The sequence below is a fragment of the Streptomyces eurythermus genome (genome assembly GCF_014649115.1).
In the GTDB taxonomy this organism is placed as follows: Bacteria; Actinomycetota; Actinomycetes; order Streptomycetales; family Streptomycetaceae; genus Streptomyces; species Streptomyces eurythermus.
The window spans coordinates 365406-387344 of sequence record NZ_BMSK01000005.1 but is presented as its reverse complement, the minus strand read 5'-3'; the positions used below and the strand labels follow the sequence as shown (position 1 = coordinate 387344).

Genomic DNA, 21939 nt, shown 5'->3' with positions numbered 1-21939 from the left:
CGCCCGCACCGGTGTTGGACAGGTGGCCGTGCGTGGGCCCGGGGAAAAGCCGCGTACGATCCGCAGGTGGCCGCAATGAGTGCGCTGCTGAGCCGATCACGGATCCGCGATCGAAACAGCCAGACACAGGGAGCCGAAGACGTCCCCTGAACGCCTTGTTTCTGCCACGATTCCGAGTGGGTGGGGCTCGGAGCCCAGCTCTTCCCGCCCACGTACCTCCGCCGGGGGGACCCCCAACCGGCACGCCTATGACCAGTGGGAGAGTCACGGTGTACTTCGCCGCACTGCTCGCGCGCACCGAAGACGGGTGGGAAGCGAGCGACACAGAGCTCGACGATGTGGAGACCCTGTCGGATCTGGCCGACCTGGCCCGGGAAGCCTCTCCCGACGAGGACACGGTGCTCGTCCTGATCGAACAGGAGGACTCCTGGTTCGGTGTCGTCCGCGTGGACGGTGAGGACGACCCTCGCATCTACGTCTCGGACGCCGCCGCCGCCCGCCGCAGCGCCTACGGCGAGCTGCTGCTCACCGACGAACTGCTCGGCCGGGAGCCCGGCGCCGACGACGGCCCGGACCTGGACGCCCTCGACCTCGACGGCACCGAGGACGGCGAGTCCGAGGACGACGACGAGGAGGTGGTCGGCGCCGCCGACGCGGTGACGCACAGCCCGGTGGGCGACAGCGGCATCCTCGACGACCTGGGCATCAGCGAGAAGGAGCTGCGTTCCCTGGACGCGAACGACGCGCTGAACACGATCGCCGAGGCGCTGGGCGCCTCGGAGGTGCTGGAGACCGTCCGCTGACCACGGCACGGAATCCGCAGGACACCCCGGACCCGGTACGGAGCCCCGAGGGCACCCCGGACCCGGTTCGGGACCGCTGGCGGGCGGCGATGCGGCTCGCCCTGGACCAGGCCGGCCTGGCCGTCCGGGGCGGCGACGTCCCCGTCGGCGCCGTCGTGCTGTCCCCGGACGGTACGACGGTGCTCGGCGCCGGGCACAACGAGCGTGAGGCCACCGGCGATCCCACGGCCCACGCGGAGATCCTCGCCATCCGGCGGGCCGCGGCCACCCTGAACGAGGCGGCGGGCGCCGGAGGGCGGGCACGCGAGTGGCGGCTGACCGGCTGCACGCTCGTGGTGACCCTGGAACCGTGCACGATGTGCGCCGGCGCGCTCGTCCAGTCCCGGGTGGACCGGGTGGTCTACGGCGCCCGGGACGACAAGGCGGGCGCCGCCGGGTCCCTGTGGGACGTGATGCGCGACCGCCGGCTCAACCACCGTCCGGAGGTGATCGAGGGCGTCCTCGCGGCGGAGTGCGCCCGGCCGCTCACGGAGTTCTTCCGGGACCGCTGAACGGGAGCACCGGGCCGCCGCCGGATATCGATTTCGAACCATGCCGCCCTGTGCTGTAGGGTCTCCCTCGGTAGCGTGTCCGAGCGGCCGAAGGAGCTCGCCTCGAAAGCGAGTGTGGCGCAAGTCACCGAGGGTTCAAATCCCTCCGCTACCGCTCTTCGAAAGGCCCCGCCGCAAGGCGGGGCCTTTCGCGTGTTCCGGATCACAACGGGCGGGCGCCCGCGGGCCGTCGGCCCGGCGCGCGCGGCCCGGAGGTTACACTCGCGGCCGGCGACAGGGGGCCTCGGGGCCCGGTACAGGGGAGGCCGTGGTGGCGGTGAACGTCAAGAAGATCGCCGTGTACGTACTGGTGGTCTTCGCGTTGTACGTGATCATCACGGACCCGGCCAAGGCGGCCGACTACGTCCAGATAGGCTTCGAAGGCATATCGGACGCGGCCGGGGCCATCGGGGACTTCATGACCTGGGCCGCCAACGGAGGAAAGAGCTGAGGTACCCCCATGATCCGTCATCTGGTCCTCTTCAAGCTCAACGAAGGCGTCGAGCGCGACGATCCGCGGGTCGTCGCGGGTGTCGAGGCCTTCCGCGCCCTCGGCGGACAGATCGAGGAGGTGCGGTTCTGGGAGTGCGCCTGGAACATCAGCGACCGGCCCATCGCCTATGACTTCGCGATCAACTCGGCCGTCGACGACGCCGACGCCCTCAAGCGCTATCTGGAGCACCCCGCCCACCAGGCGGCCGGCGCACAGTGGCGCGAGTTCGCCACCTGGGTGATCGCCGACTACGAGTTCTGATCCCCGAGGCCCCCCGAAAGCCCCCCGCCGGCCGTGTCCGGCGGGGGGCTTTCGCATGGCCGCGCACCCGTCAACTTGTCGGTGTCCGGCGACAACACGGCGTTATCGGGTGCTTGCACACAGTGCACATGTCTTGTGATGCTATGACCGCTTTTGACGGATGATTGACGGATGAAGAGGTGGCGTTGACCGTGTCGGCCAGTACTGCGCCCCCTCAGGACGAGGCGGCGTCCCCGACCCCGTCGGCCCCCGAAAAGCGGCGCGGCGCGGACACCCGCGCCCTGACCCAGGTGCTCTTCACCGAACTGAAGCAGCTGACCCCCGGCACGCCGGAGCACAACCGGGTGCGCGGGGCGCTGATCGAGGCGAACCTCCCGCTCGTACGCTACGCCGCCGCCCGTTTCCGCTCCCGCAACGAGCCGATGGAGGACGTCATCCAGGTCGGCACCATCGGCCTGATCAACGCCATCGACCGGTTCGACCCGGACCGGGGCGTGCAGTTCCCGACCTTCGCGATGCCCACCGTGGTCGGCGAGATCAAGCGCTACTTCCGCGACAACGTCCGCACCGTCCACGTCCCGCGCCGGCTGCACGAGCTGTGGGTGCAGGTCAACAGCGCGACCGAGGACCTGACCACGCTCTACGGCCGCTCGCCGAGCACCGCCGAGATCGCCGAGCGGCTGCGGATCAGCGAGGAGGAGGTGCTCAGCTGCATCGAGGCGGGGCGCTCCTACCACGCCACCTCCCTGGAGGCCGCCCAGGAGGGCGACGGACTGCCCGGCCTGCTGGACCGGATCGGCTACGAGGACCCGGCCCTGGACGGCGTCGAACATCGCGACCTGGTCCGCCACCTCCTCGTCCAGCTCCCCGAACGGGAACAGCGCATCCTGCTGCTGCGCTACTACAGCAATCTGACGCAGTCCCAGATCAGCGCCGAACTCGGCGTCTCCCAGATGCATGTCTCCCGGCTGCTCGCGCGCAGCTTCCAGCGGCTGCGCTCCGCGAACCGCATCGACGCGTAACCCCCGAACGGTACGCGAACTCCCCCGCGCCGGAACCGGAGCACGCCGGGTGTTCGTCTGGTGCATGACGGGCGCACGGAAGCACGGCACCGACGGTGCTGCATCGCAAACCCGATCGATCGGTAACCGGCGCGAGCGAATCGCTCACCAGGGCGGATGCCGACAGACACGGGCCGAAATGCCGTCAGACCCCTTCTCTCCAGCGGCGATTCGCCCATCGCATGTCGACATGTCGGTACAGAGCGTTGCCGACATGTGACATTCTGCGGGAAGCGCGTTTGCCGTGGCTCCGGCTCCGGTATTCAGGTGAAGGCTGCGTTGCTCGTAGACGGCGCCGCCGCGACCGTCCCGCGACCCAAAGGGGGTGGCATGTCCGCAGACCAGGGCAGCTCGAAGGTGCTGACGCCGACGAAGAGCGAGGCAGCGCCCAAGGAGCTCGACGCTCTCGACGTCCTCGACGGCTTCGAGGGTGTCACGGCCCTCGACGCCGTGCCTTCCCTCGACGCAGTGCCGGCCCTCGACACCGTGCCGGCCCAGGCCGTCGACCCGTCCGCCGAAACGCTCCCGGCCCCGCAGGCGGCGGCGAACATCGACACCCGCACCCTGTCCCGGTCGCTGTTCCTGCGCCTGGCCGCGCTCGAGCAGGACAGCCCCGAGCGGGCGTACGTCCGGGACACCCTGATCGAGCTGAACCTCCCGCTGGTCCGGTACGCGGCGGCCCGCTTCCGCTCCCGCAACGAGCCGATGGAGGACATCGTCCAGGTCGGCACCATCGGCCTGATCAAGGCGATCGACCGGTTCGACTGCGAGCGGGGCGTGGAGTTCCCGACGTTCGCGATGCCCACCGTGGTCGGCGAGATCAAGCGCTTCTTCCGGGACACCTCGTGGTCCGTGCGGGTGCCGCGGCGCCTCCAGGAGCTGCGCCTGGCCCTGACCAAGGCCAGCGACGAGCTGTCCCAGAAGCTGGACCGCTCGCCCACGGTCACCGAACTGGCCGCCGTGCTCGGCGTCTCCGAGGAGGACGTGGTCGACGGCCTCGCGGTCGGCAACGCCTACACCGCCTCCTCCCTCGACTCCCCGGCCCCCGAGGACGACGGCGGCGAGGGCTCGCTGGCCGACCGGCTCGGCTACGAGGACACGGCGCTGGAGGGCGTGGAGTACCGCGAGTCCCTCAAGCCCCTGCTGGCCAAACTCCCGCCCCGGGAGCGCCGGATCATCATGCTGCGCTTCTTCGCCAACATGACGCAGTCGCAGATCGGCGAGGAGGTCGGCATCTCCCAGATGCATGTCTCCCGGCTGCTCACCCGGACGCTGGCCCAGCTGCGCGAGGGCCTGATCTCGGACTGAGGTCCGCCACCCGCTTTCCATCTGACGTCTCGTCAGACACCATGTGCGGATGCTGCGTACCGGGGTACCGCACACGACGGCATGGACACGCGGCCGCCGGGGCGCCGTCACGGCGGCTTCGGCGGCCGTCGTCGTCCTGGGCGCGGTGGTGGCCGCGTGCGGGGGAGGCGGCCCGGGCGGCGGTTACACCGCGGTCGGCGCGGGCCGGGGCGGTCCGACGGCCGTGGCGCCGACGGAGCCGGTGACGCTGGTGCCGCTGGACGGGCCCGCGGCGGGCGGGGCGAGCGGAGGGGAGGCCCCGCACGCGAGCGGCCCGGCGGCGCGCACGCGAGGCCCGGCCGGTCACACGAGCGCCGGTACCCCGGCACCCCGGGGCACGGCGAGCACGCACGGCGCGACCCCCGGCGCCCCCGGGAGGAGCGGCGGACAGGACGCCCGTACGACGGCACCGGCGGTCTCGGTGCCCCCGGCCGCCACGCCCTCGCCGGACGCCCCGGCCGGCGGCCCGGCGCCCGGTCCCACGACGCCCGCCGCGCTGTCCTGGGGGGAGCCGGTGACCGAGGGCACCGACCGGCGCTGGTGCCAGGAGGTGACCGTCACCTTCCACAACTCCGGTGGTACGGCGGTGCGTTCTGGCTCGGTGAGGTTCGGGACGCACATCATCGGCGCGCTCGGTGTGGACTGGGGGACGGTGGAGTCGACCGTTCCGCTGCCGGTGCCGCTCGCCGCGGGCGCGCGGCGGAGCCCGGCGTGGACGGTGTGCGTGGACGCGTGGCGGGTGCCGCTCGGGATGCGCGTCGAGACGCGCGAGGTCTCGGTCGACTGGGACTGAGCCCTTACGGGCCGGCCCCTACTTCAGCGCCAGCCAGGCGACGCCGGCCACCACGACGAGCGCCACGATGACGCCGACGATCACACCGAGCCGGGGGCCGGAGGAGGCCGCCTGCCGCTGCCCCTGTCGCCCCTGGGGCGCCTCGTCGACGAAGGCGCGGAACATCTGGGTGCTGCCTGCGGGGTCGTAATTGCCCTGGGGGCCCTGGGTGTTAGCCATGCCCCGAGACCCTAGCGAATCCAGGTGAGCGGCCCAAGTGCGGGGCCTTCGGGACAGACGGGGGCACCCCACCCGCACTCACCTGCACATTTACGTTAGCAATACTTGCCTTTGCCAAGTTTTTGCAGCGGCCACCCTCATGATTGTTTGCCTTCAGCAACCAAACAGTCCTATGGTTGCCCCAAGCAACGAATACGGGAGGTGTGATGGCCGAGCGGGCGCAGTTTGAAGAGCTGGCGCGTCAGCTCAGTGCCGTCGGAGCCGTGAAACGGGACATGGGGCGGATCCTGCCGCCCGACTGCCCGGCAGGCTCGGCCGCCGTGCTGACCCTGCTCGGCCGCCACGGCGACATGCGCATGAGCAAGCTCGCGGAACTGCTCGCCGTGGACATGTCGGTCACCAGCCGGCATGTCGCGCACGTGGCCGCACGCGGCTGGATCGAGCGGCTCCCGGACCCGGCGGACAAACGGTCGCGCATCCTGCGCCTGACCCCGGAGGGTCTGGACCAGCTCGACGAGCTGTCCCGGCGGACCACGCATCTGCTCGCCGAGCGGCTGGCGGACTGGACCGACGACGAGGTCGGCCAGCTGATCCGGCTGATGACGCGGCTGCGTGACTCGTTCGGCGACTGCCGGTCCGCCCCGGTCCGGCTCCCCGCCCCCGTAGTCGATGAGACCACCCGTACACCCGCAAGCACGTAAGAAAAGGAAGCCCATGGCAACGACCACACCAGCCGGTGTGCGGGCTCACGCCAAGCACGGGGGAGGCCAAGGCGACGCCCCGATGACGCACCGGCAGATCATGGAGGCCCTGTCCGGGCTGCTGCTCGGCATGTTCGTGGCGATCCTGTCGTCCACGATCGTCTCCAACGCCCTGCCGGAGATCATCGGGGACCTCGGCGGCGGCCAGTCCGCCTACACCTGGGTGGTCACGGCCGCCCTGCTGTCGATGACCGCGGCCACTCCCCTGTGGGGCAAGCTCGCCGACCTGTACAGCAAGAAGGCTCTCGTCCAGATAGCCCTCATCATCTACGTCGTCGCCTCCATGGCGGCCGGCCTGTCGCAGAACCCCGGCATGCTCATCACCTTCCGGGTGTTCCAGGGCATCGGCGTCGGCGGTCTGTCCGCCCTGGCCCAGATCGTCATGGCCGCGATGATCTCCCCGCGCGAGCGCGGCCGGTACTCCGGCTACCTCGGCGCCACCTTCGCCGTCGCCACCGTCGGCGGCCCGCTGCTCGGCGGTGTCATCACCGACACCTCCTGGCTGGGCTGGCGCTGGTGCTTCTACGTCGGTGTGCCCTTCGCGATCCTCGCGCTGATCGTGCTGCAGAAGACCCTGCACCTGCCCGTGGTCAAGCGCCAGGTCAAGGTCGACTGGGGCGGCGCGACCCTGATCGCCGCCGCCGTCTCCCTGCTGCTGGTCTGGGTCACCTTCGCCGGTGACAAGTACGACTGGCTGTCCTGGCAGACCTACGCGATGGTCGGCGGCTCGATCGTCCTCGGCGCGCTGTTCGTGCTCGCGGAGTCCAAGGCGAGCGAGCCGATCATCCCGCTGCGTCTGTTCAAGAACCGCACGATCACGCTGGCCTCGCTCGCCTCGCTGTTCGTCGGTATCGCGATGTTCACCGGCACCGTGTTCTTCAGCCAGTACTTCCAGCTGGCGCGCGACAAGTCCCCGACCATGTCGGGCGTCATGACCATCCCGATGATCGGCGGTCTGTTCGTCTCCTCGACCGTCTCGGGTCAGTTCATCACCCGCACCGGCCGCTGGAAGGCGTGGCTGGTCAGCGGTGGCGTGCTGGTCACGGCCGGGCTGATGCTGCTCGGCGGCATCCGGTACGACACGGACTACTGGAAGATGGCCGTCTTCATGGCCCTGCTGGGTCTCGGCATCGGCATGATGATGCAGAACCTGGTGCTCGCCACGCAGAACCAGGTGGCGCCCTCCGACCTCGGCTCGGCCAGCTCCACGGTCACCTTCTTCCGCTCCCTCGGCGGTGCGGTCGGCGTCTCCGCGCTCGGTGCCGTGATGTCCCGCCGGATCACCCACTACGTCAAGGACGGCGTCGCCGCGCTGGACCCGAAGTCCCAGGCCGCGCTGGCCGGCAGCTCCGGCTCGACCGACAGCATCCCGGACATGGACAAGCTCCCGGCGCCCATCCGGACGCTGATGGAGAGCGCCTACGGCCACGGCATCGCCGACGTCTTCTTCATCGCCGGCTGCCTCGCCGCCGTCGCCTTCCTGATCACGCTGTTCATCAAGGAGGTCCCGCTGAAGACCAAGGGCGCGCTCGCGCAGTCCGCCGACGGCGACACCCCGGCCCAGGCCGAGGCCCCGGCCGCCGCCCAGGCCGCCCAGGCCCCGGTCCCGGCCGCGGTCGCCCAGACCGCCCCGGCCGCGTCCGACGGCACCGCCGCCGACACCCGGCCCATGGCGGCCGTCGCCACGATCGCCGAGCCCGGCGCGGGCCACGGCGGCACCCCGGTGCACGGCTTCGTCCGCGGCGCCGAGAGCGCCCCGGTCCCGCAGGCCGCGGTCACCCTGATCTCGCTGTCCGGCCGCCAGCTGGGCCGCTCGGTCGCCCAGGCCGACGGTTCCTACGCGCTCGACGCCCCCGGCACCGGCAGCTACGTCCTGATCGCCTCCGCCGACGGCTACCAGCCGCAGGCCTCCACCATCGTGGTGGGCGAGGAGCCGGTGGCGTACGACATCCTGCTCAGCGGCACCAGCGGGCTGACCGGTGTGGTCCGGGCCGCCGGGAGCGCGCTGCCGGTCAAGGACGCCATGGTGATCGTCACCGATGTGCGCGGTGACCTGCTGGCCACCGCCGCCACCGGCGAGCAGGGCGACTTCGCCCTCGCCGACCTGGTGCCCGGCACGGTGACCGTCGCGGTCAACGCGAGCGGCTACCGGCCGCGGGCCCTGCCGGTCGAGGTCGGCGCCACCGGCGTCACCCGGATCGAGGTCGACCTGGACGCCGGTGCCCGGCTCCAGGGTGTCGTCCGGGCCCCGCACGGCCCGCTGGCCGACGCCCGGGTCACCCTGGTCGACCAGGCGGGCAACGTGGTCGGCACCGCCACCACCGGCGCGGACGGCGCGTACGCCTTCACCGACCTGGACGGCGGCGAGTACACCGTCATCGCGACCGGCTACCCGCCGGTGGCCACCGCGCTGACCGTGACCGGCCCCGGCGTGGACGGCCACGACATCGAACTCGCCCACCCCGGCGAGTAGGCACCCCCCGGCCCGTGGCGGCGCGCGCCCTGAGCGGAGGGCGCGCCCGCCGCGGGCCGGTCTCGTACGAGCAATTTTTGAGCCTTTTTCAGGGAGAAACGGGATGGGACTGACCGCGAAGATCCGTACGCGGGACGGGTGGGCCGTGTCGCACGCGGTCGTCACGGTGACCGACATGACCGGTACGCAGGTGCTGCGCGCCGAGGCGGATCACGAGGGAGCCGTACGGGACACCACCGAGCTGGCCCCGGGGGCGTACACCGTGATCGTGACGGCCGTCGGCTACGCGCCCGCGGCCTCCTCCGCGATCGTCACCGCGAGCGGCCGGGCCGAGGTCGGCACGGTCACGCTGGCCCGGCAGGGCGGCACCGAGCTGCCGCCGCCCGGCCCCTGGACCATCGACCCGGCGCACTCCTCCGTCGCCGCGGTCGCCCAGCACCTGGGCATCTCCAGCGTGCACGGCCGGTTCACGGAGTTCGGCGGCACCATCGAGATCGCCCCGGACGACATCGCCAAGTCCCGGGTGGAGGCGGTGATCCGGGCGGCCTCCGTCGACACCGGCAACGGCATGCGCGACACCCACCTGCGCTCCGCGGACTTCCTGGACGTCGAACGGCACCCGGAGATCACCTACCGTTCGACGGGCCTGACCCAGGCCGGCTCCGACCGCTGGACCGTGCACGGCGAACTGTCCCTGCACGGCGTCGTACGACCGGTGGACCTGGACCTCGCCTACCTGGGCACCGGCGCCGACCCCTGGGGCGGCACCCGCGCCGCGTTCCGGGCCACCGCGGAACTGCGCCGCGAGGACTTCGCGATGAACTACAACCAGGTCCTCCAGGCGGGCATCGCCGCCATCGGCACCACCCTGAAGGTGGAGCTGGACATCCAGGCCGTGCAGGGCGACTCGCTCCCCCAGGCCTAGGCACAGCAGGGTCAGCCACGGGGGCACCCGCTGCCCCTAGGCTGCCCCCATGGCACCGAACATCGCTACCAACACCCGCGTACCGCTGGACGAGCTGCTGGACTTCGTACGGCCCCGGCACCGGGCCCTGCTGATCACCCGCCGGTCCGACGGCTCCCCGCAGGCGTCCCCGCTGACCTGCGGGGTGGACGACTCCGGGCGGATCGTGGTCTCCACCTACCCGGAGCGGGCCAAGACGCGCAACGCCAAGCGGGACGAGCGGGTCAGCCTCGTCGTCCTCAGCGACGACTGGAACGGTCCCTGGGTGCAGATCGACGGCACGGCCGAGGTCGTCGACGCGCCGGACTCCGTCGAGCCCCTGGTCGAGTACTACCGCAACATCGCCGGCGAGCACCCCGACTGGGACGAGTACCGGCAGGCCATGATCAAGCAGGGAAAATCCATCATCCGGGTGACCCCGGAGCGATGGGGTCCGGTGGCGACCGGCGGGTTCCCGGCGCGGCTGGTCCAAGAGGACTAGTCAGCCCCGGGCGACCATCGCCTCGATGCCCGCGATCAGCAGGTCCAGCGCGAAGGTGAAGTCGCGGTCCAGCATCTCCGCCACCGTGTCGCCGCCGCGCGCCGCCATGATGTCCTTGGACTCCCCGATGATCTCGGCGGTCCCGGGGACCTCGTCCACCAGGGCCATGGCCTGCTCGAAGTACTCCTCCGGGGACAGCCCGGTGTCCGCGACCCGGGTCATGAAGTGGCTCTCGATCGTGCCGTAGCCGTACACGAACTGGAAGACGGCCGAGATCGCCCCGGTCACCCCGTGCGCGGGCAGCCCCGCCCGGCGGACGACCCGCTGCACCGCGCGGGAGAACGCGAGCGACTTCGGGCCGATGTTGAGGTAGCGCCCGGCCAGCGGCGACAGCCAGGGGTGGCGCACCAGCAGCTGCCGGTAGGCGGTGGCCATCCCCCGCAGCTGCTCGCGCCAGTCCTCGCCGGTGTCGTCCGGGTCGGGCAGCCTCAGCTCGGCGTAGACCGCGTCCAAGGCGAGTTCGAGCAGGTCGTCCTTGGTGTCGACGTACCAGTACAGGGACATCGCGGTGACGTTCAGCTCGGCGGCCAGCCGGCGCATGGAGAACTTGGCGAGCCCCTCGGCGTCCAGCAGCCGCACCGACGTCTCGGTGATCCGCTCCCGGTCGAGCCCGGACGGCTGCCCACCGCGTCCCCCGCGCCGGACCTCGCGCTCCCGCCAGACGCTGTCCCGCGCCGACCGCCCTGCCGCCTTCGCCACCGGCGCACCTTCCTCGAACTCGGATCGCTTGCCAAGATGCTAGGACCGCGGCCGCCCCGAAGGGACGCGGGGAACCCCGCGATCAGCCCCGACGCACCCGCGGCCGCACGCCCGGAGCCTCCCCCGGGCCGTCAGGCGGACACCCGCTCCGCCCGCCGCAGCAGGCCCGCCGCCACGAACCCGCCGACCAGCACGGCGACGGCTCCCACCAGCTGCCCCGTGCCCAGCCCGGCGGACAGCGACTCGCCCGACGCCACGGAGGAGCTGAGCACGGCACCGAGGACGGCGACACCGAGACCGTTGCCGAACTCGGCCAGCGTGCCGTTGATGCCGGCGCCCACCCCCGCCTTCTCCGGCGGGATGGCGCTCATGATGGCGTGCGCCATCGCCGGGTTCGCCACCGCGCACCCCGCGCCGATCAGCAGCAGCCCGAGCAGCGTCCCCGCGTAGCCGCCGGAGTCCACCTCCGCTATGGACACCAGGCCCGCGGACATGCACACCATCCCCAGCGCGATCGACGCCGGCGTGCCCAGCCGCGCCGACCACTTCGCGGACAGCCCGCTGAAGTTGAGCACCACGACCGTCAGCGCCAGCGGAGCGGTCCGCAGACCGGCCTCCAGCGGCTCGTAGCCGAGGACGAACTGGAGGTGCTGGGTCAGCAGGAACAGCGCGCCGCCCATGCCGAACACGATGAGCACGGCCCCGGCGACCGCGCCGGTGAACCGCCGGTCCCGGAAGAAGTGGATGTCGAGCATCGGATCCTCGGTCCGGTTCTCCCACCAGGCGAAGGCGCCCAGCACCAGCACCGCGACGGCCGCCGTGACCAGCACCCGCGCCGACGTCCAGCCGTGGCCGGGCCCGGAGATGATCGCGTAGACGAGCGAGGCCATGCCGATGGTGGACAGCACCGCGCCGATCAGGTCCGGGCGGTCGCCGCGCGGGTTCTTGGACTCGGGCACGAGGACGACCACCGCGACCACGGCCAGCGCCGCGACCGGCAGGTTGATCAGGAAGATGGCGCCCCACCAGAAGTGGTCGAGCACGAAGCCGCCGATCAGCGGGCCGCCGGCGAACCCGAGCGCGTTGACCGCGCTCCAGATGCCGATCGCCTTCGGCTGCTCCTCGGGCGCGAAGATCTGCATCGCCACGGCCAGCGTGGTGGTCATCAGCAGCGCGCCGCCGATGCCCATGCCGGCCCGCGCGGCGATCAGCTGGCCGGTGCTGCCGGCCAGTCCGGCCACCAGCGAACCGGCGCCGAACAGGACGAGCCCGGTGATCAGCATCTTCTTGCGGCCGTAGCGGTCGGCGGCGCTGCCCGCGGTGAGCAGCAGGCCGGACTGGACCAGGGAGTACGCGTTGATCATCCACTGGATGTCGGAGGTCGTCGCGTGCAGCTCGCGGGTGAGCGAGGGGATGGCCACGTTCAGGACGGTGTTGTCGAGCAGCACGGTGAGCTGCGCGAGACAGATGACGCCGAGAATCAGCCAGCGCTGGGGATGGCCTTGCGAGGTGGACATGCCGTACACCGTATAGCCACGCCTATACGGTGTACAACACAATTTCCGGTCGGCCTCCGGACTCAGTCGCCCGCCTTCCGCGTCAGGTCGTAGAACGTCGCCGAGCCCACCGTCACCTTCGTGAACGTGCTCTGCACCCAGGAGCTGATCTCGGAGGCGGTGCTGTCGCCACCGCCCATGCCGCCGCCCGCGATGAAGTAGTGGATCCTGCCGTCCTCGACGTACTTCTTGAACCGGGCGAGCGTCGGGGACGGGTCGGTGCCGTTGAAGCCGCCGATCGCCATGACCGCCTCGCCCGTGGCCAGCTGGTAGCTCGCCGCGTTCTGCGAACCGATGGAGGCGGCCACCCAGGTGTAGTCACCGGCGTCCTTCTCCAGCAGCCTCCTGGCCTCGGCCGGCACGCTCGCGCCGTTCAGCAGGCCGCCGGCGCCGCCCATGCCGCCCATGCCGCCCTCGCGGGTCCGGCCGCCGCCGGGGAAGCCGTTGCCGTTCGGCTGGTTTCCAGTCGGTTGGTTGCTGTTCGGCTGGTTCTGAGCGTTGCCGTTCGGCTGGTTCTGGCCCGGTGTGCCGCCGGGGAAGCCGCCGCCCGGGAAGCCATTGCCGTTCGGCTGGCCCTGCCGGCCCTGGCCGGGCATGCCCTCCCAGGTGCGGCGACCGCCGGGGCCTCCGGGGCCGCCGCCCCGCCCGCCCATCATGCTCGCGCCCGCCGGACCGGCCGTGACGATCGAACCGGTGTGGCCCTGCCGGACGGTGCTGAGGGTGTACGCGGCCGGTCCGGCCAGCGCGGTGACGAGGCCCACGGCCGCCGTCGCGAGGGCGAGCCGCCGGGTCAGCCGGCCGGCGAAGACCAGGCCGAGCGCCGCGGTCAGCCCGCCGACCAGGACCAGCCACCGCAGCCAGGGCAGGTAGTCGGGGGTGCGGTGGAGCAGGACGTAGCCCCAGGCCGCCGCCGCGACGAGGGACGCGGCGAGCGTGACGGCCGCCCACCCCTCGCGCCGCCGCTCCCACAGCAGCCCGGCGCCCATGCCGGTCACGGCCGCGAGGTAGGGGGCGAGGGCCACCGTGTAGTACTGGTGGAAGATGCCCGCCATGTAGCTGAACACCACCATGGTCGTCAGCAGCGAGCCGCCCCAGACCAGGAACGAGGCACGGGTGACCGAGGTCCGGCGGGCCCGGCGCGTGGCCACCAGGCCGGCGGCGAGCAGGATCAGCGCGGTGGGCAGCAGCCAGGAGATCTGGCCGCCGGTCTCGGAGTCGAACATCCGGTCCCAGCCGGTCTCGCCCCACATTCCGCCGCCGCGCGGGCCGCCACCGCCGCCGACGCTGCCGGTCTCCTCGCCGTTCAGCCGGCCGAGGCCGTTGTAGCCGAAGGTCAGCTCCAGGAAGCTGTTGTGCTGCGAGCCGCCGATGTACGGGCGGGAGGACGCCGGCCACAGCTCGACGACCGCGACCCACCAGCCGCCCGAGACGACCAGCGCCAGCGTCGCCGCGGCCAGCTGGGCGAAGCGCTTCCTCAGCGGCACCGGGGCGCACACCGCGTAGACGACCGCCAGCGCCGGCAGGATCAGGAACGCCTGGAGCGTCTTGGCGAGGAACGCGAGACCGACCGCGGCCCCGGCCCACACCAGCCACTTGGTCCGGCCGTCCTCCAGGGCGCGTACGACGAGGTAGCAGGCCACCGACATCAGCAGGGCCAGCAGCGCGTCCGGGTTGTTGAAGCGGAACATCAGCGCGGCGACCGGGGTGAGCGCCAGCACCGTACCCGCGACCAGGCCGGCCACCGGGCTGAACCGGCGGCGCACGGCCGCGTACACGACGGCGACGGTCGCCACGCCCATCAGCACCTCGGGCGCCAGGATCGCCCAGGAGTTCAGGCCGAAGACGCGCACCGACAGCGCCATCGGCCACAGCGCGGCCGGCGGCTTGTCGACGGTGATGGCGTTGCCCGCGTCCAGCGAGCCGAAGAAGAACGCCTTCCAGGACGTGCTGCCCGCCTGGACGGCCGCCGAGTAGAAGGAGTTGGCGTAGCCGGAGGCGCCGAGGCCGTACAGGTAGAGCAGGAGGGTGGCGGCCAGCAGGACCAGCAGGGCCGGGCGCGCCCAGCGGGGGTCCTCGGGCCGGCCGCGCCACAGCCGCCGTACGAACGGCTGCCCCGGCCCGGCGGCCGGCTCCCCCGCGGTCGTGGCGCCGGGCGCGGTCGTCGGCGGGGCGTCATGGGTGGTCATCGGGTGTCCCCCGGGTCGGTGGAGCACGGGCGCGCCGGCCGCGGCCGCGCGGTGGCGTCCGTGGCCTCGGCGGCGTGCGGGTGGGCGGTGGCCTCGGTGATGGCCTCGGCGGCGTGGAGGCGGGTGGTGGCCTGGTGCGGCCACGCGTACGGAGACGGGGACGGCGCGGTGGCCGTCGGGGGCGGGGCGGGCTCCGTCCGGTCCGGGAAGACCCAGGCGCGGAAGAGCAGGAACCGCAGCACGGTCGCCGCGAGGTTGGCGGCGATGAGCACCGCCAGTTCGGTGGAGTGCGCCGGGCTGTCGCCGGCCGCGTTCAGGGCGGCGAGCGAGCCGCTGGTCAGGACGAGGCCGATACCGAAGACGACCAGCCCCTGCGCCTGGTGCCGGACCGCGCCGCCCCGGCCGCGCACCCCGAAGGTGAGCCGGCGGTTGGCGGCCGTGTTGGCGACGGCGGAGACCAGCAGCGCGAGCGCGTTGGCGGTCTGCGGGCCGACGGCCTGCCGGAAGGCGCTGTACAGCACCAGGTAGAAGAGCGTGGACAGACCGCCGACCACGCAGAAGCCGACGAGCTGGCGGGCCAGGCCGTGCGGCACGCCGGTCAGCTCGCGGTCGCGCGGATCGTCGCCGAAGGGCCGGACCAGCCGGTCCAGCGGCAGCGAACCGGTGGCCAGGGCCTTGCCGACCCGCCACACGCCCTTGAGGTCCTCGGCGGCCGTCCTGACGATGTGCACGGTGGAGTCGGGGTCGTCGACCCAGTCGACCGGCACCTCGTGGATCCTCAGGCCCGCCCGCTCGGCCAGCACCAGCAGCTCGGTGTCGAAGAACCAGCCGGTGTCCTCCACCAGCGGCAGCAGCACCTGGGCCACGTCCCGGCGGATCGCCTTGAAGCCGCACTGCGCGTCCGAGAAGCGGGCCTGGAGCGAACCGCGCAGGATCAGGTTGTAGGCCCGGCTGACGAACTCCCGCTTGGGGCCGCGTACGACCCGGGAGGCGCGGGCCAGCCGGGAGCCGATCGCCAGGTCCGAGTGGCCGGAGATGAGCGGCGCCACCAGCGGCAGCAGGGCGTTGAGGTCGGTGGAAAGGTCGACGTCCATGTACGCGAGGACCGGCGCGTCGGAGGCCGACCACACGGTCCGCAGCGCCCGTCCCCGGCCCTTCAGCTCCAGCCGTACGGTGCCCACCTCGGGAATCTCGGCCGCCAGCCGCGCCGCCACCAGGGGGGTGGTGTCCGTGGAGGCGTTGTCCGCGATCGTGATGCGGAACGCGTACGGGAAGGTGCGCGCGAGGTGCTCGTGCAGCCGGCGCACACAGGGCGGGAGGTCCTTCTCCTCGTTGTAGACGGGGATCACTACGTCCAGGACAGGCGTACCGGCGTCTCCGGCCGGGAGGTGCTCCCGCGCCGGCAGGGTGCCGGGAGAAGAGTCGGTTCGCATGGCACCGACTCTCCTCAGGCCCCCTGTCGCGCCGATGTGCCGGCGCTGTGCTGCGGCTGTGAGTGCGGTGACGGGGGTGTTGCCGCGGGTGCTCCCGGGGCGATGCGGGGCCGGCGCGCTTCCGGCACCGGGGCGGTCGGAAACGGGAGCGCTTCCGGCACAGGGCCTGCGGCGGCCGGGGTGGTCAGGGCGGGCAGGTACAGGGTGAACACCGTGCGGCCGGGCCCGCTGTCCACGGTCACGGTGCCCCCGTGCGCGGCGGCCACGGCCTGCACGATGGCGAGCCCGAGGCCCGTGGACCCGGTGGCGCGGGTTCGCGCGGAGTCGCCCCGGGCGAACCGCTCGAAGACGTGCGGCAGCAGCCCGGCCGGGATGCCCGGACCGTCGTCCTCCACGTCCATGCACGTCCACGGCCCGTGCCGGCGCACCCGCGCGGTGACGGTCGTACCGGGCGGGGTGTGCTTGCGGGCGTTGCCCAGCAGGTTGACCAGCACCTGCTGGATCCGGGCCGGGTCCGCCGAGACCGGCGCCGGGGCGTCGGGCAGGTCGAGCCGCCAGGTGTGGTCCGGGCCCGCCGCGCGGGAGTCGCTGACGGTGTCGACGACCAGCGGGACCAGATCGGTGTGCTCCCACTGGAGCGGACGGCCGGCGTCGAGCCGGGCGAGCAGCAGCAGGTCCTCCACGAGCAGGGTCATCCGCCCGGCCTCGGACTCGATCCGCCCGAGGGCGTGCCGGGTGTCGGGCCCGATCTCCTCGTGCCCGCGCCGGGTGAGTTCGGCGTATCCGCGGATGGAGGCGAGCGGGGTGCGCAGTTCATGGCTGGCGTCCGCCACGAACTGGCGTACCCGTGTCTCGCTCCGCTGCCGGGCGTGCAGGGCGCCGTGGACGTGGTCGAGCATCCGGTTGAGCGCGGCGCCGACCCGGCCGACCTCCGTGTGCGGGTCGCACTCCGCCTCCGGGACCCGTTCGCTCAGGTTCACCTCGCCGGTGTGCAAGGGCAGTTCGGAGACCCGGGTGGCGGTGGCGGCGACCCTGCGCAGGGGGCGGGTGGCGAGGCCGACGAGCACGTAGCCGGCGATGGCGGCGGCGACGAGTCCGGCGGCGGTGACGCAGACTTCGACCAGGATCAGGGTGTTGATGTTGCTGTCGGTCTCCCTGGTGGGGATGCCGACGTAGTAGCCGCTCCGGTACTGGACCCGGTAGGTGCCGAGCCCCGGCAGCCGCGCGGTGTGCGTCCTGTCGTCACGGGCGACCTCGCCGAGTGCGCTCTTCTGGGCGTCGGTGAGGTCCTTGGCGGTCATGTCGAACGTGGACGCGGACTTCTCGCCGACCTTGCCGTAGGCGACGGCACCGCCGGCGACCACGGCCGCGAACGTGCCACTGGGCTGCGGACCGTGCCTGACGAACTCGCCGAGATCGGCCGGCGTGCGGCGCGGCTGCCGGCCTCCCTGGCCGGGCAGGCCGAGGCCCGTGTCCGGGCCCGGCGGCGCGAAGGCGCCCGACGCCCGTGCCGTGGCCTCCCGCAGCTGCTCGTCCAGCTGGCCGTACAGATGCGAGCGCAGCGCCAACGTGGTCACCGTGCCGATCACCGCGCACACCACCGCGATCAGCGTCACGGACGCGACGACGAGCCGTGTCCGCAGGGTGCGCGGCTGACCCGCCCGGCGCCGCCGGGGACCGGGCCGCCGCCGCCCGCTCACGACGCGGCGGGCTTGATCAGATAACCGGCTCCCCGCCGGGTGTGGATCATCGGCTCGCGGCCGGCGTCGATCTTCCGCCGCAGGTAGGAGATGTACAGCTCCACGACATTGGCCTGGCCGCCGAAGTCGTACGACCACACGCGGTCCAGGATCTGCGCCTTGCTGAGCACCCGCCGGGGGTTGCGCATGAGGAAGCGCAGCAGCTCGAACTCGGTGGCGGTGAGGTGGATGGACTCACCGCCCCGGAAGACCTCGTGACTGTCCTCGTCCAGGGTCAGGTCGCCCACGACGAGCACGGAGTCGGACCGCCGGTCGGTGGCGCCCGACCTGCGGATCAGCCCGCGCAGCCGGGCGACGACCTCCTCCAGGCTGAACGGCTTGGTGACGTAGTCGTCGCCGCCGGCGGTGAGCCCGGCGATACGGTCCTCCACCGCGTCCTTGGCGGTGAGGAACAGCACGGGCACGTCCGGCAGTTCGCGCCGCAGCCGCCCGAGCACGGACAGGCCGTCCATGTCCGGGAGCATCATGTCGAGCACGACGGCGTCGGGCCGGAACTCGCGAGCCGCCTGGACTGCCCCCTGTCCGTCGCCCGCGCTCCTGATCTGCCAGCCCTCGTAGCGCAGGGCCATGCTCAGCAGTTCGGTGATCGACAGCTCGTCGTCCACCACAAGCACCCGGACGGGGCTCCCGTCCGGCCTCAGCAGTTCGGTGCGCCCCTGGGGCGAGGTCGTGGTCATGCCGGTCACCCTGTCGGGGCGCTCTGAGAAGACGCTTTCCAGAGTCTGTGATTTCTCTGAGAAACACCCGAGGGACCGTCAGCAACCGGCCGGAGCCGGGGGCCGGATACCGGCGGCGCCCCGCCGTTCAGAACAGTCCGTCGGGCTCCCTGCCGAACTCCCGGACGGGGAAAGCGCATCCGTCCACCGCCGGTCCGGCCGGCACCAGCTCCCACCCCGACATCAGCCGGGTGTCCAGGACGACGGCTCCACGCCCGCCGACGGCCAGATGGAGATCGGGGCCGGCGGCCGCGACCAGCTCCCCGCCCACGCTCCCGCCCGGCACCAGCTCCAGCACCTCACCGAACGCCTCCGGGGCCGCCGTGAGCCCGAACACCCCCGTGTGGTCCACGACATGGCAGGGCTCGGGCCGCAGCGACTCCGGCCACCCGGCGAGCGCGACGGCCCGCGCGTGCAGCTCCCGCACCTCGGCGGCGCGCTCCGCTTCCGTGCCCGGCAGCGCCGACCGCACCGCCCGCTTCTCGGTGTACGGAACCCGGTCCGGCACACGCAGCGCGGCCCGCAGCAGCTCCTCGGCACGCCGCGCGGCCATCAGCGGACCGGTGCCGAGCCAGCTGAAACAGACGGCGCCCTGTTCGAGCAGCCGGGCCGGTCCCCGCTCCACGGCGGTGATGCCGGCCTTCACCATGCCCGGCCCGAACCAGGCCAGGTAGACCCGGTACGGCCGGGGGTCGTCCGCGACCGTGTCGGCGGCGACCGAGTGGGCCCGGTCCAGCCGCGCGCACTCCTCGCACCGGCCGCCCGTACTCCGCCCTGGCACCACGGCCCGCACCGGACACTCGTTCCCCCGCGCCCCGGCACACGCCCGCACACCCCCCTCCGGCACGGCGAAGGCCACCCGCTTCCCCCACGTCAGCGCACTACGCCGCCCACCGCTCCACACCAGCTCCGGGCCGTCCACCGACCAACGGATCCCCGAACATCTCCAGACCTGTGCCATCCCTGGCGAGGGTAAGGGGTGGGTCGGACACCCTGGGCACCTGGCGAGCCGGGCAATTTGCGCCTCAGCCACGCTCCCGAAGACAGACCGACGATCTACGAGGCCGGCACGGCCCTGAGCTGACAGCAGCCCTTCTGAACCGGTTGCCGTCGAACACTGCCATCAAGGCAAAACCCAGAAGCCCCGTGGATCTCTCCACGGGGCTTCCGGTCTGCTGTGCACTCGGCAGGATTCGAACCTGCAACCTTCTGATCCGTAGCTCTATGTAGATCGGTCGGTGAGGGTCATACCGGCTGTGCTACGGCTCTGTGAGGACATGAGCGGGCGGGTACGGTCGCTGCGGTTGCTGTACTGCGCTGCTGTACGCCGAGGTTCGGTGACCGGCTGATACTGAGCGCCCTCGGACGGCCCGGCCACCGGCGCGAGGTCGCGCCGCTTGGGCTCAGATTCTCCTCAGATCACCCATTGAGTCGCAGGAGCCGACCGTACCGTCGGGACATGACGGCATGGTGGATGGCCTTGATTCAGTTCGGATCAAGCGGCGCGCTGGGAGCTACCGGCGTTGTCGTCGGTCAACGCGTCCTTGCTCGCCGAGAGGACACGCGCTGGGTACGCGAGACCCAGAGGGAAGATCAGCGTTGGGAGCGTGAGGATCGACACCGATGGGCTAGTGAGAGGCAGAGGGTGTTCACCGAGTACCTCGGCCTGGTCAGCGCATGGCGCCCTTACGTAAGGCACCTCCGTTATTCCCCAGGCGTCCCCGACGTGCCGGCGCCAGACGCGCGAGCGTTCACCCATGATGCGGAAAGACTGATTGCTGAGATGGAGCTACTGGGTTCACGAGAGGTAGCCGTGGCCGCCAGGGCGGTGTGGATGTGGTTCGGTGCCTCCAGCGTCTGCCTGCCGGAGCAATCGCGCTCAGACGAGAACAAGAACAGCTTCACTCGCGGACTTGAAGACGCCTACCAAGATCTCTTGACAGCTATGCGTACCGATCTCGGCATTTCGGGCATCCTCCTACCGACCCGCACCGGTGTCGCGTTCGCGTCTGCGTCCCCGTGATCCACGAGGGACGGGTTCGAGCGACCACTCTCGCCGGATCAGCTTGAGGGTTGCTACAAGCCTCCCTCACGATCAGCTTCCACCTTCGAATGAACCTCGTACGCGGTGTGGCTCTCTGGCACCTGGACCCGCTAGGGTAGAGGGAGCAAGCAAGGGCCACCTAAGTGGTCGCGGGGAGAACGCTTGGTCTGCTGCCAGACCCTTCCGAATCTTCGGTTGAAGCGCCCCGGACCTCTTAGGTGGCCCTTCGTGCTGCGTCAGAGACCTTCTCTGGGCCACCAAGGCAGGGACGTGAAGGTAGCCTCGTTACCGAGGATCTTGAAGCCGTAATTTCGGCTAACCCCGTGGCTGCTGCGGCGTATCTGATGACGTATCGCGAGCAGATGAGCGGGCTCGTAACCGCCGTAGCTGTCGGCCCGTATGGCTGCGCTGAGCATTCCAGCGTATTGATCGGCGGCCTGAAGGCCGTCCCATTTTGCCTGGTCCTCAAACGTCGGCTGGCCTCGCAGGAGACGCCATGGCACCCATCCAGGCCCCTGTTGCGTCTTGATGCGAAAATAGTCGCAGGTGGTTCGGTGGTCGAAGCCTCGCACATGCCCGAACTTCACTACGATGTCGCGGGCTCCTCCTGGCCAGCCGCCAGCAGCAAGCAACAACCTCTCAAGGGTCATGCCAGCGGCGAAGTTGTAAAAGATCACCTGGTCACGTCGCATCCCTGCGTGTGCCGGTATCGCTGCCTTCTCAACGACCACATATACGATTTTGATGCCTGGCAGTTGAGAGAGCGTCGTGGCTACATACTGCCGCCTGGGGTATACCTTCACGTGATCTTTCCAGTGAAGAGCCTTACCTGGGGGCACTTTGAGATCACGCCGGAGCTGAGACATCGCGGCACGCATTGCTGCTTCCTGCTCGTCCGCGATGAGCACAGCAGCGAAGGAAAAGTACGGAGATGCCGATGCAGATATTCCGCGGTCGCCAGTCTCATCTACGTATGCCCTAACAAGCCGACGTATGGGCATCTCACTCCCTCCGCCTACAATATGACGTGTCGTTGACGGCAAGCTACACCACGAACATCACCAGCCACCACTACATGTGGTGGCTTTTTTTTGATCCAACCACTAGATGTAGTGGTTGGAGGTATCGGGGTGTGCTCTCACGCTCGGTCAGCCACCACCTCACCCAGCTCCCATCCCGTCCGCCGTCGACCCACACACCGTGGAGCGGGCGTGGTTCATGGCGTCCAGGTGGAGCGCG

Annotated in this window: 20 protein-coding genes and 1 tRNA gene; 12 read left to right on the top strand and 9 right to left on the bottom strand. The window is 71.3% G+C overall.

The features are described 5' to 3' along the window. Nucleotides 1–269 precede the first annotated feature (269 nt). The 8 genes from IE251_RS11985 to IE251_RS11950 all read left to right on the top strand — a co-directional run bounded on the left by IE251_RS11985 (nucleotide 270) and on the right by IE251_RS11950 (nucleotide 5348). Nucleotides 270–803: a tRNA adenosine deaminase-associated protein gene (locus IE251_RS11985; protein WP_030786072.1), complete on the top strand. Its 534-nt coding sequence runs from the start codon at nucleotides 270–272 to the stop codon at nucleotides 801–803. An 89-nt stretch (nucleotides 804–892) separates the two neighbouring features. Beyond that, a complete protein-coding gene (tadA, locus tag IE251_RS11980) occupies nucleotides 893–1354 on the top strand; it encodes a tRNA adenosine(34) deaminase TadA (protein ID WP_189752848.1) in 462 nt (153 codons plus the stop codon). A 69-nt stretch (nucleotides 1355–1423) separates the two neighbouring features. Then, nucleotides 1424–1508: transfer RNA gene (locus tag IE251_RS11975), tRNA-Ser, on the top strand. A gap of 156 nt (nucleotides 1509–1664) precedes the next feature. Further along, entirely contained in the window at nucleotides 1665–1844 is a 180-nt protein-coding gene (locus IE251_RS11970; protein WP_030786078.1) for a hypothetical protein, read from the top strand. Between the two features lie 9 nt (nucleotides 1845–1853). After that, on the top strand, nucleotides 1854–2147 hold the full coding sequence (locus IE251_RS11965; RefSeq protein WP_030618512.1) for a Dabb family protein: 294 nt from the start codon (nucleotides 1854–1856) through the stop codon (nucleotides 2145–2147). 185 nt (nucleotides 2148–2332) lie between these two features. Then, complete coding sequence (locus tag IE251_RS11960) at nucleotides 2333–3169, top strand: RNA polymerase sigma factor SigF (protein WP_189752955.1); 837 nt, start codon at nucleotides 2333–2335, stop codon at nucleotides 3167–3169. Between the two features lie 369 nt (nucleotides 3170–3538). Further along, complete coding sequence (locus tag IE251_RS11955; protein ID WP_189752847.1) at nucleotides 3539–4516, top strand: RNA polymerase sigma factor SigF; 978 nt, start codon at nucleotides 3539–3541, stop codon at nucleotides 4514–4516. Between the two features lie 49 nt (nucleotides 4517–4565). Further along, the gene (locus tag IE251_RS11950; RefSeq protein ID WP_189752846.1) at nucleotides 4566–5348 is read left to right on the top strand and encodes a hypothetical protein; all 783 of its coding nucleotides are present in this window, start codon (nucleotides 4566–4568) and stop codon (nucleotides 5346–5348) included. A gap of 18 nt (nucleotides 5349–5366) precedes the next feature. Here IE251_RS11950 and IE251_RS11945 read toward each other — a convergent pair whose 3' ends face one another. Next, nucleotides 5367–5567, bottom strand: coding sequence for a hypothetical protein (locus IE251_RS11945; protein WP_189752845.1), 201 nt, complete (start codon nucleotides 5565–5567; stop codon nucleotides 5367–5369). 206 nt (nucleotides 5568–5773) lie between these two features. Here IE251_RS11945 and IE251_RS11940 point away from each other — a divergent pair, with 206 nt between their 5' ends. The 4 genes from IE251_RS11940 to IE251_RS11925 all read left to right on the top strand — a co-directional run bounded on the left by IE251_RS11940 (nucleotide 5774) and on the right by IE251_RS11925 (nucleotide 10246). Next, nucleotides 5774–6268 carry a MarR family winged helix-turn-helix transcriptional regulator gene (locus IE251_RS11940; RefSeq protein ID WP_030786090.1) on the top strand — a complete coding sequence of 165 codons (495 nt, stop codon included), beginning with the start codon at nucleotides 5774–5776 and terminating at the stop codon, nucleotides 6266–6268. 82 nt (nucleotides 6269–6350) lie between these two features. Next, a complete protein-coding gene (locus IE251_RS11935) occupies nucleotides 6351–8801 on the top strand; it encodes an MFS transporter (protein ID WP_491590661.1) in 2451 nt (816 codons plus the stop codon). 103 nt (nucleotides 8802–8904) lie between these two features. Continuing rightward, nucleotides 8905–9726, top strand: a complete 822-nt coding sequence (locus IE251_RS11930; RefSeq protein ID WP_030786095.1) for a YceI family protein — start codon at nucleotides 8905–8907, stop codon at nucleotides 9724–9726. A 49-nt stretch (nucleotides 9727–9775) separates the two neighbouring features. Beyond that, nucleotides 9776–10246 carry a PPOX class F420-dependent oxidoreductase gene (locus IE251_RS11925; RefSeq protein WP_189752843.1) on the top strand — a complete coding sequence of 157 codons (471 nt, stop codon included), beginning with the start codon at nucleotides 9776–9778 and terminating at the stop codon, nucleotides 10244–10246. Here the strand turns inward: IE251_RS11925 and IE251_RS11920 are convergent, their stop codons facing one another. The 8 genes from IE251_RS11920 to IE251_RS11885 form a co-directional block, all read right to left on the bottom strand. Next, nucleotides 10247–11005: a TetR/AcrR family transcriptional regulator gene (locus IE251_RS11920; protein ID WP_189752842.1), complete on the bottom strand. Its 759-nt coding sequence runs from the start codon at nucleotides 11003–11005 to the stop codon at nucleotides 10247–10249. A gap of 131 nt (nucleotides 11006–11136) precedes the next feature. Further along, a complete protein-coding gene (locus IE251_RS11915) occupies nucleotides 11137–12522 on the bottom strand; it encodes an MFS transporter (RefSeq protein WP_229896705.1) in 1386 nt (461 codons plus the stop codon). A gap of 62 nt (nucleotides 12523–12584) precedes the next feature. After that, nucleotides 12585–14747, bottom strand: coding sequence for a glycosyltransferase family 39 protein (locus tag IE251_RS11910; RefSeq protein WP_189752840.1), 2163 nt, complete (start codon nucleotides 14745–14747; stop codon nucleotides 12585–12587). Further along, a complete protein-coding gene (locus IE251_RS11905) occupies nucleotides 14744–16180 on the bottom strand; it encodes a bifunctional glycosyltransferase family 2/GtrA family protein (protein WP_189752839.1) in 1437 nt (478 codons plus the stop codon). Before IE251_RS11905 ends, IE251_RS11910 begins: the two co-directional genes overlap by 4 nt. Before the next feature lie 14 nt (nucleotides 16181–16194). After that, on the bottom strand, nucleotides 16195–17880 hold the full coding sequence (locus IE251_RS11900; protein WP_189752838.1) for a sensor histidine kinase: 1686 nt from the start codon (nucleotides 17878–17880) through the stop codon (nucleotides 16195–16197). Further along, on the bottom strand, nucleotides 17877–18617 hold the full coding sequence (locus tag IE251_RS11895) for a response regulator transcription factor (RefSeq protein WP_030618481.1): 741 nt from the start codon (nucleotides 18615–18617) through the stop codon (nucleotides 17877–17879). The genes IE251_RS11900 and IE251_RS11895 overlap by 4 nt, the downstream gene beginning before the upstream one ends. A gap of 127 nt (nucleotides 18618–18744) precedes the next feature. Further along, on the bottom strand, nucleotides 18745–19617 hold the full coding sequence (locus IE251_RS11890; RefSeq protein ID WP_189752837.1) for a DUF2797 domain-containing protein: 873 nt from the start codon (nucleotides 19615–19617) through the stop codon (nucleotides 18745–18747). A gap of 1319 nt (nucleotides 19618–20936) precedes the next feature. Beyond that, nucleotides 20937–21701: a DUF3800 domain-containing protein gene (locus tag IE251_RS11885; protein ID WP_189752836.1), complete on the bottom strand. Its 765-nt coding sequence runs from the start codon at nucleotides 21699–21701 to the stop codon at nucleotides 20937–20939. Nucleotides 21702–21939 lie beyond the last annotated feature (238 nt).